The organism is Burkholderia sp. 572 (assembly GCF_040545135.1).
Lineage (GTDB): Bacteria > Pseudomonadota > Gammaproteobacteria > Burkholderiales > Burkholderiaceae > Burkholderia > Burkholderia cepacia.
Window position 1 is genome coordinate 121,639 of record NZ_JBEPLH010000022.1, and the last position, 16,287, is coordinate 137,925.

The 16,287-nt window shown below is 69.0% G+C and carries 13 protein-coding genes and 1 pseudogene; 7 read left to right on the forward strand and 7 right to left on the reverse strand.

Annotation, left to right across the window (positions count from 1 at the left end):
- The first annotated feature begins 97 nt into the window (after window positions 1–97).
- Window positions 98–1,168: a porin gene (locus ABIC51_RS32360; RefSeq protein ID WP_175897790.1), complete on the forward strand. Its 1,071-nt coding sequence runs from the start codon at window positions 98–100 to the stop codon at window positions 1,166–1,168.
- A gap of 58 nt (window positions 1,169–1,226) precedes the next feature.
- On the opposite strand, the gene ABIC51_RS32365 is transcribed toward ABIC51_RS32360, so the two are convergent.
- Window positions 1,227–2,183, reverse strand: coding sequence for a LysR family transcriptional regulator (locus ABIC51_RS32365; RefSeq protein WP_027787919.1), 957 nt, complete (start codon window positions 2,181–2,183; stop codon window positions 1,227–1,229).
- Window positions 2,184–2,370: 187 nt separating this feature from the next.
- Between ABIC51_RS32365 and ABIC51_RS32370 the strand changes: the two genes are divergently transcribed.
- The 4 genes from ABIC51_RS32370 (at window position 2,371) to ABIC51_RS32385 (ending at window position 6,452) form a co-directional block, all read left to right on the forward strand.
- On the forward strand, window positions 2,371–3,681 hold the full coding sequence (locus ABIC51_RS32370; protein WP_048023682.1) for an MFS transporter: 1,311 nt from the start codon (window positions 2,371–2,373) through the stop codon (window positions 3,679–3,681).
- A 31-nt stretch (window positions 3,682–3,712) separates the two neighbouring features.
- Window positions 3,713–4,984 carry a Zn-dependent hydrolase gene (locus tag ABIC51_RS32375; RefSeq protein ID WP_226128639.1) on the forward strand — a complete coding sequence of 424 codons (1,272 nt, stop codon included), beginning with the start codon at window positions 3,713–3,715 and terminating at the stop codon, window positions 4,982–4,984.
- A 49-nt stretch (window positions 4,985–5,033) separates the two neighbouring features.
- Entirely contained in the window at window positions 5,034–6,056 is a 1,023-nt protein-coding gene (locus tag ABIC51_RS32380; protein ID WP_059695543.1) for a histone deacetylase family protein, read from the forward strand.
- 105 nt (window positions 6,057–6,161) lie between these two features.
- Window positions 6,162–6,452 (forward strand): hypothetical protein, encoded by a 291-nt coding sequence (locus tag ABIC51_RS32385; RefSeq protein ID WP_027787915.1) that lies wholly within the window; start codon window positions 6,162–6,164, stop codon window positions 6,450–6,452.
- A gap of 32 nt (window positions 6,453–6,484) precedes the next feature.
- Here the strand turns inward: ABIC51_RS32385 and ABIC51_RS32390 are convergent, their stop codons facing one another.
- The 6 genes from ABIC51_RS32390 to ABIC51_RS32415 all read right to left on the reverse strand — a co-directional run bounded on the left by ABIC51_RS32390 (window position 6,485) and on the right by ABIC51_RS32415 (window position 14,505).
- Window positions 6,485–7,447, reverse strand: coding sequence for a Csu type fimbrial protein (locus ABIC51_RS32390; protein WP_027787914.1), 963 nt, complete (start codon window positions 7,445–7,447; stop codon window positions 6,485–6,487).
- Window positions 7,444–9,741 (reverse strand): fimbria/pilus outer membrane usher protein, encoded by a 2,298-nt coding sequence (locus ABIC51_RS32395; protein ID WP_354006822.1) that lies wholly within the window; start codon window positions 9,739–9,741, stop codon window positions 7,444–7,446. Before ABIC51_RS32395 ends, ABIC51_RS32390 begins: the two co-directional genes overlap by 4 nt.
- 94 nt (window positions 9,742–9,835) lie before the next feature.
- Entirely contained in the window at window positions 9,836–10,555 is a 720-nt protein-coding gene (locus ABIC51_RS32400) for a fimbrial biogenesis chaperone (RefSeq protein WP_027787912.1), read from the reverse strand.
- Between the two features lie 15 nt (window positions 10,556–10,570).
- A complete protein-coding gene (locus ABIC51_RS32405) occupies window positions 10,571–11,068 on the reverse strand; it encodes a Csu type fimbrial protein (protein ID WP_027787911.1) in 498 nt (165 codons plus the stop codon).
- A 580-nt stretch (window positions 11,069–11,648) separates the two neighbouring features.
- Window positions 11,649–12,854 carry an MFS transporter gene (locus ABIC51_RS32410; RefSeq protein WP_119339058.1) on the reverse strand — a complete coding sequence of 402 codons (1,206 nt, stop codon included), beginning with the start codon at window positions 12,852–12,854 and terminating at the stop codon, window positions 11,649–11,651.
- Between the two features lie 739 nt (window positions 12,855–13,593).
- Entirely contained in the window at window positions 13,594–14,505 is a 912-nt protein-coding gene (locus tag ABIC51_RS32415; protein ID WP_027787909.1) for a LysR family transcriptional regulator, read from the reverse strand.
- Between the two features lie 179 nt (window positions 14,506–14,684).
- Between ABIC51_RS32415 and ABIC51_RS32420 the strand changes: the two genes are divergently transcribed.
- Both ABIC51_RS32420 and ABIC51_RS32425 read left to right on the forward strand, forming a co-directional pair.
- Complete coding sequence (locus tag ABIC51_RS32420; RefSeq protein ID WP_119339059.1) at window positions 14,685–15,605, forward strand: pyridoxal-phosphate dependent enzyme; 921 nt, start codon at window positions 14,685–14,687, stop codon at window positions 15,603–15,605.
- Between the two features lie 460 nt (window positions 15,606–16,065).
- A pseudogene (locus tag ABIC51_RS32425) lies at window positions 16,066–16,287 on the forward strand (energy transducer TonB); the annotation flags it as partial.

A 16,287-nucleotide genomic window follows, 5' to 3' on the forward strand; every position in this document is an offset into this window, starting at 1 on the left:
CCTGCGCCGGGTTCTTCCACACGTTTCCCTTTCGACGATACCGGTGCGGCGCGGCTGCCGCGCGCGGTGTCGTTTCATTCTCAGACCATTGAATAGTATGACTAAGAAAACGACAGCCCGCGGCAGCGACTCTCGGGCGTGGATGGTGCACGCCGGTCTTCGCGTGACGGTGGCGGCGGCGTGCGCCGCCGGATCGGGCGCGGCGCTCGCGCAGGACGGCGTCACGCTGTACGGCGTGATCGACGAGTTCGCGCAGTACGTGAACACGGGCAACGGCTATACGGCGGCGATCGGTTCGGGCGGGCAGTGGGGCAGCCGGTTCGGGCTGAAGGGCAGCGAGGATATCGGCGGCGGGCAGAAGATCGAGTTCGCGCTGGAGAACGGCTTCAACCCGAACGACGGCTCGCTGGCGAGTTCGGGCAGCCTGTTCAACCGGCAGGCGTGGGTCGGGATCGCGGGGCAGTGGGGCAAGGTGCGCGCGGGCCGCCAGAATTCGCCGCTGTTCAACGACCAGGGCGGGCAGGATGCGTTCGGCGGTGTCACGCAGGCGTCCGGCATGGACAACCTGACCGTGTTCGCGTTCCGCACCAGCAATACGCTGTCGTACCAGAGCCCGGAGATCGCCGGTTTCCAGGGCGGGCTGTACTTCGGGTTCGGCGATGCGGGCGGCGTGCGCTCGGCGGGCGCCAGCCAGCAGTTCGACCTGACTTACGAACACGGGCCGTTCGGTGCGTTCGTCGCCGGCCAGTGGCTGAAGAACGCGACGGCGACCACGACCGATCGTACGATCATGGCCGGTGTGTCGTACGAGATCGGCAAGGCGACCGTGTACGGCGGTTTTTCCGCGGTGAAGTGGGCCGATCTCGGCATCGATTCGCGCGTGTACGGGCTGTCGGTCAAATACCAGTTCAATCCGGCGAACTACGTGGCGCTCGGCTACGCATATCTGCACGACCAGTCGTCGCAAGGCAACAATGCGGACCAGCTCGGGCTGATGTACGAGTACGACCTGTCGAAGCGCACGAGCTTCTACGGCGCGCTGTCGTACCTGCGCAACCGCAACCAGGCCGGCTACACGCTCGCCGGTGCGGCGAACCCCGGCCTGCCGCTCGCGTATCCGGGTGCGAATGCGCGCGGCGTGCAGCTCGGCATCGTGCATCGCTTCTGACGTTGCCGACGCGCCGGGCCGTGTGCGCCCGGCGCTTTCCTCCGGCGCGCTCGCGCCGTTACTTCCCGAGCCGCTCCGCAAGCGAATGGCGCTGCATGCAGCGCTCCATCGCGTCGAGAAACGCGTGCTCGGCCGCGTTCATCTTGCGATCGCGATGCCACAGCAGGAACACGTCGACGTCGACGAGCCCTTCGTCGGGCGGCAGCCGCCACAGCCGCTGCTGGGCGATGTCGTCGCGCACGATGTGTTCGGGCAGGCAGCCGATCCCGTAACCCGCGAAGATCAGCCGCCGCACTTCCTCGAGGCTCGGCGACGATGCGACGATGCGTCCCGTGAAGCCCTTCTGGTCGCGAAACACGGTGAGCGGCGACAGGCTGTCGCCGATCTGGTCGCTCGTGAACGACACGAAATTCTCGGCGAGCAGATCGTCCATGCGCAGTTGCGTCTGCCCGAACAGCCGGTGATGGCGGCCGCAGTAGATCGCATAGCGCTGGCGCAGGAAGCAGCGCATCTCCAGCTTGTCGTGCGGCGTGCGGCACAGGCCGAGCCCGGCCGTGGCGGTTTTCTGCAGCAGCGAAGACAGGATGTCCGACGAGCGCATCACCTCGATCTGCAGGTCGATGCGCGGATACGCGCGATGGAATTCCGCGAGGAATTCGTCGTAGACGGGCGACTCGATGCGGCTCACCGTCAGCAGCCGGATCGAGCCGGTCAGGTCGGCCGTGCTGTCGTCGATTTCGGTTTCGAGGCGCGAGATGCCGCCGTAGATGTCGCTTGCGATCCGGTACACGGCTTCGCCCGCAGGCGTCGTCGCGAAGTGCGTGCCGCGGCGCTCGATCAGCTTGCGTTCGAGCGTGTCCTCGAGCCGCCGCAATGCCTGGCTCACGGCCGGCTGCGTCACGTGCAGGCGCGCGGCCGCGCGGCTCACGCTGCGCTCCTGCACGATGACGAGGTAGGTGCGCAACAAGTTCCAGTCGAGACGGTCGTTCAGGAACGGGGCGAGGTCGGGGCGCATCGGTTCTCCGGGCGAGGCGTCGGGGAATATTAGTTGAATTTATGCGGCGAATAATAACTCGAAATTTGACTAATGATTTGCGGTCGCCGATAAAGGAGGGGCGCCGCAGCGTGCGGCGCAAGGCCGCGACAGACGGCCGTCCACGATATTGCGCGTCGCGCCGCAGCGGCGCGCGTCAGGAGCCCGCATGACCCAGTCCCTTCCTTCCGCCCGCCAGCCGGGACGCGCCGCGACGGCCGCGTTCATCGGCACGATGATCGAGTGGTACGACTTCTACATCTACGCGACCGCCGCCGCGCTCGTGTTCGGCGAACTCTATTTCCCGTCGCATGACCGCTTCGTCAGCACGATGGCGTCGTTCGCGACCTTCGCGGTCGGCTTCTTCGCGCGGCCGCTCGGCGGCGTGATCTTCGGGCACCTCGGCGATCGCATCGGCCGCAAGAAGGCGCTGATGACGACGCTGATGATGATGGGCGTCGCGACCGTCTGCGTCGGGCTGCTGCCCGATTATTCGACGGTCGGCCTGCTCGCGCCGGTGCTGCTCGTCGCGCTGCGCGTGGTGCAGGGGATCGCGGTCGGCGGCGAATGGGGCGGCGCGGTGCTGATGGCGGGCGAGCATGCGCCGCAGGGGCGCCGCACGTTCTTCGCGTCGTTCGCGCAGCTCGGCAGCCCGGCCGGGCTGATCCTGTCGCTGATCGCGTTTCGCGCGGTCACGTCGATGGACAAGGCGGACTTCCTCGCGTGGGGCTGGCGCCTGCCGTTTCTCGCGAGTTCGGTGCTGCTCGTGGTCGGCATCCTGATCCGGCTCGGCGTGAACGAGTCGCCGGAATTCGCGCGCGTGAAGGAAACCAACCGCACGGTGAAGCTGCCGGTTGCGGAAGTGTTCCGCTCGGCGTCGGGGCTCGTGTTCCTCTGCATCGGCGCGAACACGATCGGCATCGCGGGCGTCTATTTCACGAACACGTTCATGATCGCGTACACGACGCAGTACGTCGGCGTCTCGCGATCGCTGATCCTCGACAGCCTGTTCGCGGTCGCGATCATCCAGTTCTTCGCGCAGCCGGTCGCCGCGTGGATCGCCGAGCGCATCGGCGGCGCGCGCTTCCTGAAACTCGCGGCGCTGCTCGCGATGCTGTCGCCGTATCCGATGTTCATGCTCGTGCAGGGCGGCACGTCCGCGTCGCTGATTGCCGGCATCGCGCTCGCGGTAGTGTGCATGGCCGGCTTCTATTCGGTGATCGCGGGTTTCGTGAGCGACGTGTTTCCCGCGCACGTGCGCTATTCGGCGATCTCGCTGGCTTACCAGATCTGCGGCGCGATCGCGGGCGGGCTGACGCCGCTCGTCGGCACGTGGCTCGCGCATCGCTTCGCGGGCCAGTGGTGGCCGCTCGCGGTGTTCTACACGTGCCTGGCCGGCATCTCGCTGCTCTCCATCGTCGCGATCGACGCACGCCGCGCAGCGCGGCCGGCCGCCGCCGAAGCGCTCGGCTCGCAGTGAACCTCAACGAACGAATTCATCCGGAGTGCACATGAAAGACCTGCTGGAAATCGACGGCGCCCGCTTGTGGCAGAGCCTGGCGGACATGGCGCGCGTCGGCGCGACGCCTCGCGGCGGCGTGCGGCGCCTGGCGCTCACCGACGACGATCGTCGCGGGCGCGACCTGTTCGCGCAGTGGTGTCGCGACGCGGGGATGACGGTGAGCGTCGACGCGGTCGGCAACCTGTTCGCGCGGCGCGACGGCGTCGATGCGCAGGCCGCGCCGGTGCTGATCGGCAGTCATCTCGACACGCAGCCCGAAGGCGGCCGGTTCGACGGCGTTTATGGCGTACTCGCCGCGCTCGAGCTCGTGCGCACGCTGAACGACGCAGGCATCGCGACCGGCAAGCCGCTGGAAATCGTGTCGTGGACCAACGAGGAGGGCGCGCGTTTCGCGCCGGCGATGCTCGGCTCGGCCGTGTTCACGGGCGCGTTGCCGCTCGACGATGCGCTCGCGAAGCGGGACGCCGACGGCATCACGCTCGGCGCGGCACTGGACGCCTGCGGTTATCTCGGGGCGCGCGCGACGGGCGGCGCGGTCGATGCGTACTTCGAAGCGCATATCGAACAGGGCCCGGTGCTGGAGGCCAACGGTACGACGATCGGCGTCGTCACGGGCGGGCAGGCGATCCGCTGGCTCGACGTGACGGTGACGGGCGTGGCCGCGCATGCGGGCACGACACCGATGCCGTATCGCAAGGACGCGTATTTCGCGAGCGCGCAGATGGCGCTCGAACTCGAACGGATCGTCGCCGGTCATGCACCGCGCGGGCTCGCGACGATCGGGCAGGTCGGTATCCGCAACGCGTCGCGCAACACCATTGCCGGCGACGTGACGTTCACGGTCGACCTCCGTCATCACGACGATGCGCAAGTCGACGCGATGGAGCGCGAACTGCGCGATGCCTGCGCACGTGTCGCCGCGGCGCGGGGCGTGCAGGTCGCGATCGACACCTGCTGGCGCAGCCCGGCGACGCCGTTCGATCGCGACTGCGTCGAACTGGTCGCGCAGGCGGCTGCCGCGTTCGGCTATACGAACGAGCGGATCGTCAGCGGCGCCGGGCACGACGCGATCCTGCTCGCGCGCCGCGTTCCGACCGCGATGGTGTTCATCCCGTGCGTCGACGGCCTGTCGCACAACGAAGCCGAGGACGCGCTGCCCGCCGACGTGACGCGCGGCACGAACGTGCTCCTTCATGCGGTGCTCGCGCGCGCCGGCGTCGCGGCGAGCGTTGCCGCGGCGGCCGCCACGCAGGATGCGTGACAGCGCGAACCGATCGATCGACCGACAGAACAACCGACGAGGGCAAACGATGAACACCTATTTCCATCCCGAGCAGCTGCTGCACCATCCGCGCAGCTACCTGTCGCGCGGCCGGATGCGCGAGCCGCAGGAAGTGCCCGAGCGCGCGGCGCGGCTCGTCGCGGCCGTCCGGTCGCTCGACTTCGACGTGCGCGAGCCGGCCGATCGCGGCACTGCGCCGATCGCGGCCGTGCACGACATGAACTACCTGCGCTTTCTGGAAGAAGCGCACCGCGACTGGAAGCGGATGCCCGACGACTGGGGCGACGAAGTGATGTCGAACGTGTTCGTGCGGGACCCGAACCCGCTGCGCGGCGTGCTCGCGAAGGCCGCGCGCTATCTCGCCGACGGCAGTTGCCCGGTCGGCGCGAACACGTGGCGCGCCGCGTACTGGTCCGCGCAGAGTGCGCTTGCGGCTGCGGCCGACGTCAACGACGGCGCACGCGACGCGTACGCGCTGTGCCGGCCGCCCGGCCATCACGCGCGCCGCGACGCGGCCGGCGGCTTCTGCTACCTGAACAATGCGGCGATCGCTGCGCAGGCGCTGCTCGGCCGCCATCGCCGGGTCGCGATCCTCGACACCGACATGCATCACGGGCAGGGCGTGCAGGAGATCTTCTACGGCCGCGACGACGTGCTGTACGTGTCGATCCACGGCGACCCGACCAACTTCTACCCGGTCGTCGCGGGTTACGAGGAAGAGACGGGCACAGGCGCCGGCGACGGTTTCAACCTCAACCTGCCGATGCCGCATGGCGCGCCCGAGTCGGCGTTCTTCGAGCGGCTCGACGACGCGCTGCGCGCGCTCGCTCGGTTCCAGCCCGATGCGCTCGTACTCGCACTCGGCTTCGATATCTACAAGGACGATCCGCAATCGCAGGTTGCCGTCACGACCGGCGGTTTCGGCCGGCTCGGCGGGGCCATCGGCGCACTCGGGTTGCCGACGGTGATCGTGCAGGAGGGCGGCTATCACCTCGAAAGCCTCGACGCCAACGCGCGCGCGTTCTTCGGCGGGTTCGCCGCCGCGCGCTGACCGGCGCGGCGGGGTTCGACCGCGTGCGCGCGGATTGAGGTTTTCCGCGCGCATGCCGATAATTCGCGCATGTGCCTGGATGGATGCACGAAGGAGGGCCGCACGATGACAGCCGGCCAGATCACACGCGGTGCGATCGCGCTCGCCGTACTGGGCGCAGGGTCGCTCGCGAGCGCGGCGGAGCCGTCGATTCCGCTGCGAGTCAGTCTCGTCATTCCGGAAACCTGCACGATCGACGCCGGCGCGCCGCAGGCGGCTGCCGATGCCGGCATGCCGAGCGTCAGTTGCATGCACGGCACGCCGTTCGTGCTCAGCCACGCGGCGCTGCCCGACGCGCGGTCGGCGCCGCGCAGCATCGGCGCGGGCGCGCCGCCCGCATGGACCGTCACGTTCTGAGCGGCGCGCCCGCCCGTTCATGCCGTTGAACGCTAGAAACTGATCGTCGCGGTGATCGTGTCGCTGTAGCTGCCGGGCGCGGGCGTGGCCTGCGCCGGCACCGCGCCGTATACGGTCACGACCTGCGACGTGCCCGTGCCGACACCCGTGACCGTCGCGCTGCCGCCCGTGCCGTCGCCCCATCCGATCGAGTGCGCGGCGTCCGTATACAGTCCGTAATCGATCGTCCCGCCACCACCGCTGCGCTTCATCTGGCGCGCCGTCACGTCGCCGCTGCCGCCGCTGCTCAGCGCGATTTTCCACGCGTCGCCGTTGGTGCATTGCGCGGTGATCGTCCCCGTTGCCGCGAGCGTGCCCGACAGGATGCTCGCGGTGCCGAAGTTCACGTTGGTCGCGTTGATGTTGCAGTTGTTGATGACGTCCGCCGTCGCGCCGAACGGGAAGGTGCCGCTCGACGTCGTCAGCGATGCGCAGGTCGGCGCGACGAGCAGGTAGAACCCGGTGTTGATCGACGTCGTGTTGCCGCCGAACTGCTGCGAATAGGTGGTGGTGCTGTTGCCGGTCGTCGGCACGGTCGGCTGGTTTCCGGTGATCTGTCCGTACACGGTGACCGTCGCGGACGCGCTCGTGCCGAGCGCGGGTTTGGCGAGCGTGACGGACGCCGGCGTCGTGCCGGAATACACCGAGCCCCACGCGACCGAATGTCCGCCGTCGAGATAGAGGTCGTACTGCATCGCGTTCGTGCCGTTGACGAGGCTGCGCGGGCTCGTGCCGCCGAGGTTCAGGCACACGAGCACGTTCGGCACCAGCGAGACGGTCGACCACGTGCAGGTGACGCTGACGGTGCCGGTCGCGGTGACCGGTGCGTTCGAGATCGGGCTGACCGATCCGAAACTGACCGTCGACGCCGTGGCCGTGCAGGACTCGGCCCGCGCGTGATGCGGCACGCCGCACCACGCGGCGAACGCGATGACGAGCAGCAGCGCGAGCCTCATGGCGCCGCCCGGCAGGTGAGGGGCCCGATGGTCGGCAGCGTGCCGTTGCCGGGCGCGGTGAACGCGAATTCCGTGATGCAGCGCTGCGTGCCGGAGTCGATCACGAGGTGGTTGTCCTCCTTCAGTCCGTCGATGAACGTGAGCCCGTCGTAGCCGACGATCGTATCCGCGCCGCTTTCGGCGTGATGCACGCGCGCACCGGCCGGCAGCGGGCGGCCCTCGGCGTCGCGCAGGATCACCGACGCCGCGCGATAGCGCGACACGCCGAAATGCGCGACGACACCCGACTGCGCCTGCGGCACGACCGTCATCGACGTGCGGGCAATCCGCGCATCGGCGGGCAGCTTCATCGAGTCGATCGCGATCTGGTTGTTCTGGTACGCGTTCAGGTCGGGCACGAGCAGGTGCCCCGCGCGGTCGGTCGTGCCGATCACGCGGTTCTCGTGCAGCACCGGAATGCCCGCGACGCCGTCGGTCGACACGAGCGCGAAGCCGTCGTCGATGCGGCGCGACACCTGCAGGCTGCTGTCCATGAACACGAGCGCGCCGCTCACGTCGAGCGACGCGCCGGTCTGGCGGTCGATGTGCTGCGCGGCCGCGATGACTTCTCCCGCGTGGCCGAGATACCGCAGTTGCGCCTGCCGGTAGGGCACCGCGCCCGTGCCACCCGTCTGCACGCCCCAGCCCCAGCCGCCGCGGTAGTCGGGCGGGCGGCTCGCGTCGACGGTGTAGTTCGACTGGCCGCGCTGGCGGCCGACGGTCGTGTTGATCGACGTGTTGCGGCCGAGCCCGATGTTCAGCGACACGAACGCGCCGTTCGCACCCTGCTGCGCGAAGTCGCGGTACGCGCTCACGCTCAGCGACGCGAGATCGCCGAAGCCCAGCGTGTACGACACCGTGCCGATCCGCGTGCTCGGGCCTTGCGGCATCCGGAAGCCGATATAGCTGAGCGACAGGGTCTGGCGGTGCATGAACGGCAGCGCGAGCGTCGCCTGGTCGGTCGCCGCCGGCGCCGTCGCGCCGTCGCGCGAGGCCAGGTCGCCGTAGCGGCCGAACGCGCGGATCGTCTGCGCGTTGATCGAGAAGCGCGGCTCGATCAGCTGGTAGCCCACGCTCACCTGCGTGCCCGGAAAGCGGCCGGCGCTGCCCGCGACCGCGCCGCTCACGACGCCCGCGTAGCCGAGCCGCAGCAGCGCGCCGACGCCGGCGTTGAGCACGCTGCCGGTCGCTTCCGCATGCCCCTCGACGGTCAGCGCGTCGGTGACGCCGCGCCGCATCGAGCCGCTGACGGCCGGCCGCGCGTCGTAGTCGAACGACCGCAGCCCGTAGTTGCGGCGCAGGAAGCCGGCTTCGAACGAATAGCTCGACAGCCCGGCGGACAGCATGCGTGTATCGACGTAGAGCGGCACGGAGGTCGCGACGGTGCGGCCGAGCGCGTCGCGCGTGATGACGGTCGCCTGGCCGGCACCCCTGATGCCCGGCACGTCATGGATGAGGAACGGGCCGCTCGGCACGTTGCCGGTGTACTGGCGCACGTTGTTGATGTACAGGTCGACGGCCGACGGGACGGCGGCGGAGCCCGCGAGCGACGGGATCGGGAACGTGACGAGATCGGGGCGCAGCGCGAAGTTGCTGCGCCACTGGAAGCCGCCGATGCGCACCGAGCGCGTCCACGCGAGCGACCCCGAGATCGTGTCACCGATCTGCGTCGTGCTCGGCCGCGCCGGGTCCGAGCGGCTCCATGACGTATCGAAGCGCGTGTAGCGCCGCTGGCCGTTGTAGAAGGTCGCGGCGCCCGTGGTGTCGAACACGCCGCCCGGATCGAAGTAGCGCACGTCGGTGTAGAGCGAGTACTGCCGGTCGCCGATCGTCTGCGCGTACGCCTCGTAGTTGATCGCGACGCCGCGCGACGCGCTGGCCGCCTGCGTGGGCGGCAACGCACGGCTGTCGACCGCGTACGGCCGGCGCAGCGAGTCGGGCATCTGCAGGTCGACGCTCTGGCGTGCCGCGTCGTAGCGGTAGCGCAGGCCGGGAATCGCGTCGAGGTCGACCGTCGCCGCGTCGGCGAGGCCGAGCCGGTCGGTCGCGACGCCGATCGTGCGCAGGTCGGCGCCGCTCGCCGACAGGTGGCCGTCGCGTTCGCGGAAGTGCGCGAGCAGCGTCGTGTTTTCGCCGTTGACGCTGACTTCGAGGATCACGTCGTGCGTGCCGTCGGTCATCACGAGCACCGGGAGTTCGTCAGCGCGCACCGGGCCGAGCGCGAGCAGGCCGCCGGCCACGATGGCCGCGAGCACGGCGCGCGGCGAGCGGCGCGGCGTTCCGCGTCCGTTGGCCGGGGGCGTGCCGGCGCGTGGCGAAGGGGGAGAGGCCGGGCGGCGCACCGGCGGTCTAGCCCGGCGGCTCCACCGCGACGACCGCACTGGCCGGCTGCGAATTGACGGCCGCCCGCACCGTGACCTTGCCGCCGAGCGCGACGCCGGCCGGCAGCGGCACGCTCCACTGGCCGGTTCGGCCCGCCAGCGCGTAGCCGAGCAGCCCGCGCGTGAGCGGGTACGCGCGCCCGTCGCCGGTCACGAGTTCGACCGACGCGAGTTGCGCGCGCCGCGTGCCGCCGTTGTGCACGCGCAGCACCCAGCCGCCGTTGCTGCGCAGGAGCGCCCAGTCGAGCTGCGGCGCGCCGTTGGCGGCCGGCTCGACGAATACCGGAATCGAATAGCGCAGCCGGATCGACACGCCGTTGGCCGGTGCCTCGCCGGGCTGCGGCAACTCGTCGATCAGCAGCCGGTAGGTCTGTTCGGTACCGGCTGGCGTACGCGAAGCGCGCACGACGCGGATCAGCTGCTCGGACTGCTTGCCGACTTCGATCAGCGGCGGGCTGGCGAGCAGATCCTGGGTGGGCGTCAACGCATCCTGGCCATTGGCCTGATCCCAGCGGAACACGCGCACCTGCCCGTACACCGGGCGCTCGCCCGGATTGCGCAGTGTGATGCCGGTGGCCGTGTCGTCGGCGCCGAATTCGATCGTGACGGGGGAAATCTGCAGCGACGCGGCGTGCGCGGCGCCGGCCGCGCACAGCAGCGCGGCGAGCGTTCGACGTAATGCGGACATGGGAAGCAGCGCCGGTCAGAAGTAGGCGGTTGCGGTGATGGTCGTCTGATAAGTGTCCGGCTTCGGCGTGGCTTGCGTGGGCACCTGGCCGTAGACGGTGAAGGACTGTGCGGACCCCGTGCCGGTGCCGGCCACGGTGTCCGTGCCTTGCGTGTTGCCCCAGATCGTCGTCCGTCCGGCGTCCTGGTAGAGCTGGAAGCCGACCGTCGTCGTCGTGTTGCCGGTCGCCGTGCCGGCCATCAGCCGGCTCGCGACGGTCGACCCCGTGACCAGGCCCGCGTCGAGACCGACGTTGTACGGCGTCGTGTTGGTGCAGGTGACGCTCAAGGTCGTCTGCTGGTTGATCGCGGCGGACAGCACGCCGTTCGTGCCGAAGGCCAGCGGGTTCGCCGTGATCGCGCAGTTCGGTTGCAGCGTGAGCGTGACGTTGAAGGTGGCGGTCGACGTGCCGTTCGAATAGACGGCGGCGTCTGCGGCGGGTGTCGAAAGGCCGACTGACAGCGCGAGCGACAATGTGGTGGATACGATGGCGACTTTCACGCAGATCCCTCATCGATCGAATTTTCGTTGGATTTATGCCGCGCTTCGCAGGCCACGGTACCGCAAATGCTGATACGAACCTGCAATTCTTTCAATATTAAAATCGGCCCTGTTTCATTTTGTTACATCTGGATTGGGTGTTGGGTAAATAAACTCGTTAAGAATTTCTATTTGTGATTTCAATGTGCGAATTGAATGAAATATTTCCTGCGATGTAGCAAGCGCTTCATGAATCATGCCGGATTCGGCCGCGATTTTTTGCGTGAATCGGCGGGATGAATCACCTGTACGGAATGGTTGATTAATGAATCTGGCGGAATTGAGGGGGTGAAAAATGAATCATTCAAGTGGATTGGATTGGTTTCCGTAATTCGCAAGAGAATTTTATTCTTGTCGAAACGGGATTTACGGATATTCCGGATATCCGGACTGGAAGAATGAATGAAGTGGAATTGACGGTTGAAAACGAACGCGGCCGCATCGAGCGGCCGCGAACGTGTGTTGGTGCGGGGTGGTGATCCGGCATTCGTCGCCGGCGGACGGCGTGTCGCGATTACGAATTCGCGGCGGCCGGTGCGCGGCGCTGTTGCGCGATCTGCAGGAAGACGAGCGCGAGGCCGGCCGCGGCGATCAGCCCGCCGACGAGCGGCACGGCCGCATACCCGAAGCCCGCCGAGATCGCCGCGCCGCCGGCGGCCGCGCCGAGTGCGTTGCCGAGGTTGAACGCGCCGATGTTGACCGCCGACGCAAGGCCCGGCGCCTCGTGGGCCGCCCGCATCACGCGCATCTGCAGCGGCGGCACGACCGCGAACGTCGCGATGCCCCACACGAGCAGCGTGATGGCGGCGCCGGCATGCGTGCTGGCGAGTACCGGGAACGCGACCATCGTTGCGATCAGCAGCAGCAGGAAACCGATCAGCGTGCCGTCGAGCGAGCGGTCGGCCAGACGCCCGCCCGCGATGTTGCCGATCGAGAAGCCGACGCCGATCAGCACCAGCATCGCGGTCACGAAGCCGGGCGTGGCGCCGGTCAGGTGCTCGAGCGTCGGTGCGACATACGTGTAGAGCGTGAACATCGCGCCGGCGCCGAGCACGGTCGTCCCGAGCGCGCCGAGCACGACGGGGCGCGTCAGCACCGAGAGTTCGGCGCGCAGGTCGGGCATCTTGCCGGCTTCGCCCTTCGGCAGCGCGGCGAACAGCCCCGCGATCGCGACCAGGCCGAGGCCCGCGGTCGCCGCGAACGACATGCGCCAGCCGATGATCTGGCCGAGCCAGGTCGCGGCCGGCACGCCGCCGACGTTCGCGATCGTGAGACCCATGAACATCGTCGCGACCGCGCTGGCCTGCTTTTCGCGCGGCACGAGGCTGGCCGCGACCACCGAGCCGAGCCCGAAGAAGGCGCCGTGGTTGAGGCTCGTCACGAGGCGGGCGAGCAGCAGCGTCGTGTAGCCGGGCGCGAGCGCCGACAGCAGGTTGCCGATCGTGAAGATCGACATCAGCGCGATCAGCGCCGAGCGGCGCGACCAGCGCGCGAGCAGCAGCGTCATCAGCGGCGCGCCGACCATTACGCCGATCGCGTAAGCACTGATCAGCATGCCGGCTTGCGGAATCGACACGTGCACGCCTTCGGCGATCACCGGCAGCAGGCCCATCGGCGAGAACTCGGTCGTACCGATGCCGAATGCACCGGCGGCGAGTGCCAGCAGCGGTAGCGCGGCGCCGCCGCCCGGGCGGGAAGGAGAGGAAGTCGTGGGGTTCACGCGATGTGCTCCTGTAATCGAGAAACAACGGCACGAGGCCATTGAGGACAGTGCGAAGTGTGCCTGCTTCACTTTTGCGGAAAAAGCCGTATCAGGACGAAATTATCTTGATTTCATTTCAACAATGCAGCGTGCAGCGAAACCGGGAGGGGGCGCGGGTGAACGAGCGGAGGGCTTTTGTGAAAGCGGGTTGTAAAGATGGGCGGGTGACGCTCGACCGGGAGAGCGCGATCCGTGGGCGGTTCGACGCGGACGGATGCCCGTTTCGCCCTTTTTCGCCCGGTGGCCCGGAAGCCGTCCGCCGCCCGTCCGGCGGCGCGGATCCGGCGGGCCGGCGAGGTGGCGGCCATCGCCCGGCGCGAGCGTCGCATCGCCACCGGAAACCCTTTGCGGACAAGGCGCACAGGTAAAAAAAGCCCCGGCCACAGGGGGACCGTGACCGGGGCAGAAACGCATCCTCTCTTTGGCACGAGGGTGGGATGCGCGCGAAGTATATTTCGACGCATGACAATTCGAACCGGCGTTAAACGGCTGTTTTGGGTGTCAATTTAAAAACACCGGCGCTGCGGCGCCTTCCGTCGGCGTTTTGAAAGATGTTTAGCGCAAGCGATGCAGGTGATTAGTACGTCAGGCCAGTCGAGCCGGCGTTTTGACGGAGGGGTATCCGGTCGTGGATCGACGGGGCGAATTCGGCCGCCCGATCGTAGGCCGGGCGCGTCTTCGGTCGAACTGCGTCCGGTCAGTTCGCTTCGCCGGCCGCATCGCGCACGGCCGCCAGAAACCGCGCGACGACGGGCGACGGCGGCACGGCGGCGCCGTCGAACACGAACTCGATGTCGAAGCGGCTCGCGAGTTCGTCGAGCGCGACGAGCCGGACCGTGTGCGGGCAGGTCGGCGACGCGCTTTCCGGCACGAACGCACAGCCCATTCCGGCCGCGACGAGGCCGATCAGCGTCGGGATGTCGCTGCCGACCTGCGCGATGCGCGGCGTGAAGCCGGCCTGCCGGCACTGCGCCATCAGGAACCGGTGATGCGCGGCGGAGCGCTGCGCGTCGAACCACACGAAGGGCTCGTTCGCGATGTCGGCCAGCGTGCGCGGCGCGGTGAAGTGTCCGCCAGGCGGCGCGGGCATCGCGAGCACGAAGCGGTCGCTCAGCAATCGGACGCCGGACAGGTGCGGCGCCTCGTCGCGACGCCACGCCATGATGCCGCCGTCGAGCTGGCCGCGCACCAGCGCGTTCGCCTGTTCGGCCGACAGCATCGGCGCGATCGACAGCTTGACGTCCGGGCAGGCATCGCGAAACGCCCTGAGGACGTTCGCGACGACAGGCAACGGCAGGCAGTTCGGCAACGCGCCGAGCCGGAGTTCGCCCAGCTGGCCGGCCGCGCTGCGCAGCGCGCGCTCGCGGCTGTCCTGCAATGTCGCGAGCAGGCCGGTCGCGTCCTGCAGGAAGCTCGTGCCGGCCGCCGTGAGCGTGACGCCCGTTGCGCGGCGGACCAGCAGCGGCGTGCCGATCGCGTCCTCGAGTTCGCGGATCTGTCGCGACAGCGCGGGCTGGACGATGCCGGCCGCACGGGCGCCCGCCATCACGCTGCCGGCTTGTGCGACGGCGACGAAGTAGCGCAGGTGACGCAATTCGATCTGGCGCATGCGGTATCCGTTCCGGTTCGTTGATATACCTGCGAAGCATAGCAAGTGCCATGCGATGGTATTGGAAAGCATGGAGAGCCTGCCGTACGATGGCCGTCATCGCCGCTCGCCCTCGCGGGTCGCGTGCGCTTCTTCCGTGCGTTTCTTCCGTTCGCTCCGTTCCCATTGGTTCCGTCCCCATGCCGCTTCATATCCCGACTCCCTATATCCGCTCGCAAATCGCATCCCGCCGGCTCGGCAGGACCATCCGGCTGAAGCTCGATGCGCTGCAGCCGTCAGGCTCGTTCAAGCTGCGCGGCATCGGTGCCGTCTGCGAAGCGCGGCACGCGGCCGGCGCGCGGCGGTTCGTGTCGTCGTCGGGCGGCAACGCGGGCATCGCGGTCGCCTATTGCGGCCGCGAACTCGGCGTGCCGGTACGCGTCGTCGTGCCGGAAAGCGCATCGGCCCGCGCCCGCGAGCTGATCCGTGTCGAGGGCGCGGAGCTGATCGTGCACGGCCCGAGCTGGGCCGAGGCGAACGCGTTCGCGCAGTCGACGCTCGGCGAGCACGATGCGTTCGTGCACCCGTTCGACGACCGCGCGCTGTGGCAGGGCCACGCGACGATGATCGACGAGATGGCGGCTGCCGGCCCGAAGCCCGACGCGGTCGTGCTCGCGGTCGGTGGCGGCGGGCTGCTGTGCGGTGTGCTCGAAGGGCTGGCGCGCAACGGCTGGCACGACGTGCCGGTGGTCGCGGCCGAAACGGAAGGCGCCGACTGCTATGCGCGCTCGCTCGCGCAGGGGCGCCCGGTCGAATTGCCGGCGATCACGAGCATCGCGACGTCGCTTGGCGCGAAGCGGCCGTGCGACGCGGCGGTCGAATGGGCGACGCGGCACGAGATTCATCCGGTCGTCGTGTCCGACGCCGATGCGGTGGCCGCGTCGCTGCGCTTCGTCGACGAACACCGGATCGTCGTCGAACCCGCCTGCGGTGCCGCGCTGGCTGCGCTCGAGCGGCCGGTGCCCGTGCTCGCGTCGGCGACGGATATCGCCGTGATCGTCTGCGGCGGCGTGACGGCGACCGTCGAGCAGTTGCAGACGCTGCGCGCGACGTTGCGGTAGGCGGGGCGGCCGTCGAGCGCGGCGAACGCGTGCATTGGCCGCGTATTCCCGCTGCGAAGCGTCGGCGCAATGCCGGCTACGCAACGGACAGGCAGCCGGCAGCGTGGAAATTCATGCGAGGAACGACGGGGAAGGGTGCGTATCGTCGCGCTGCGCCGGTTACGGCCGGGCGCGGCGATACGGGTGACCGGTCAGTTTGCGGCCGGTGCGCTCGCGCCGGAGGGTGCGGACGAGGCGACAGGATTGGCCGCGGCAGGCGCGGGTGCCGAGCTCGAGGGCGCCGATGCCGGTACGGGGGCCGATGCGGCGGACACGTGCGCAGGCGCGGCCGGTGCCGGTGCCGGCGTCGCAGCGGCGGGTGGGGAAGCGGCGGGCGCCGATGCCGCTGCGGCGGGTGTCGATGCCGGACTGGAAGCGGAAACAGGCGCGGAAGCCTGCACGGGCGTTGAGGCCGGTGCGGATGCCGCCCCGGACGCCGTTGCAGGTGCCATTGCCGGTGCGGGCGTCGACGCGGCGGCCGGAGCCGGTGCCGCACCCGAACCCGCACCCGAACCCGCACCCGAACCCGAACCCGCACCCGCACCCGCACCCGAACCCGAACCCGAACCCGAACCCGAACCCGAACCCGAACCCGAACCCGAACCCGAACCCGAACCCGAACCCGAACCCGAACCCGAACCCG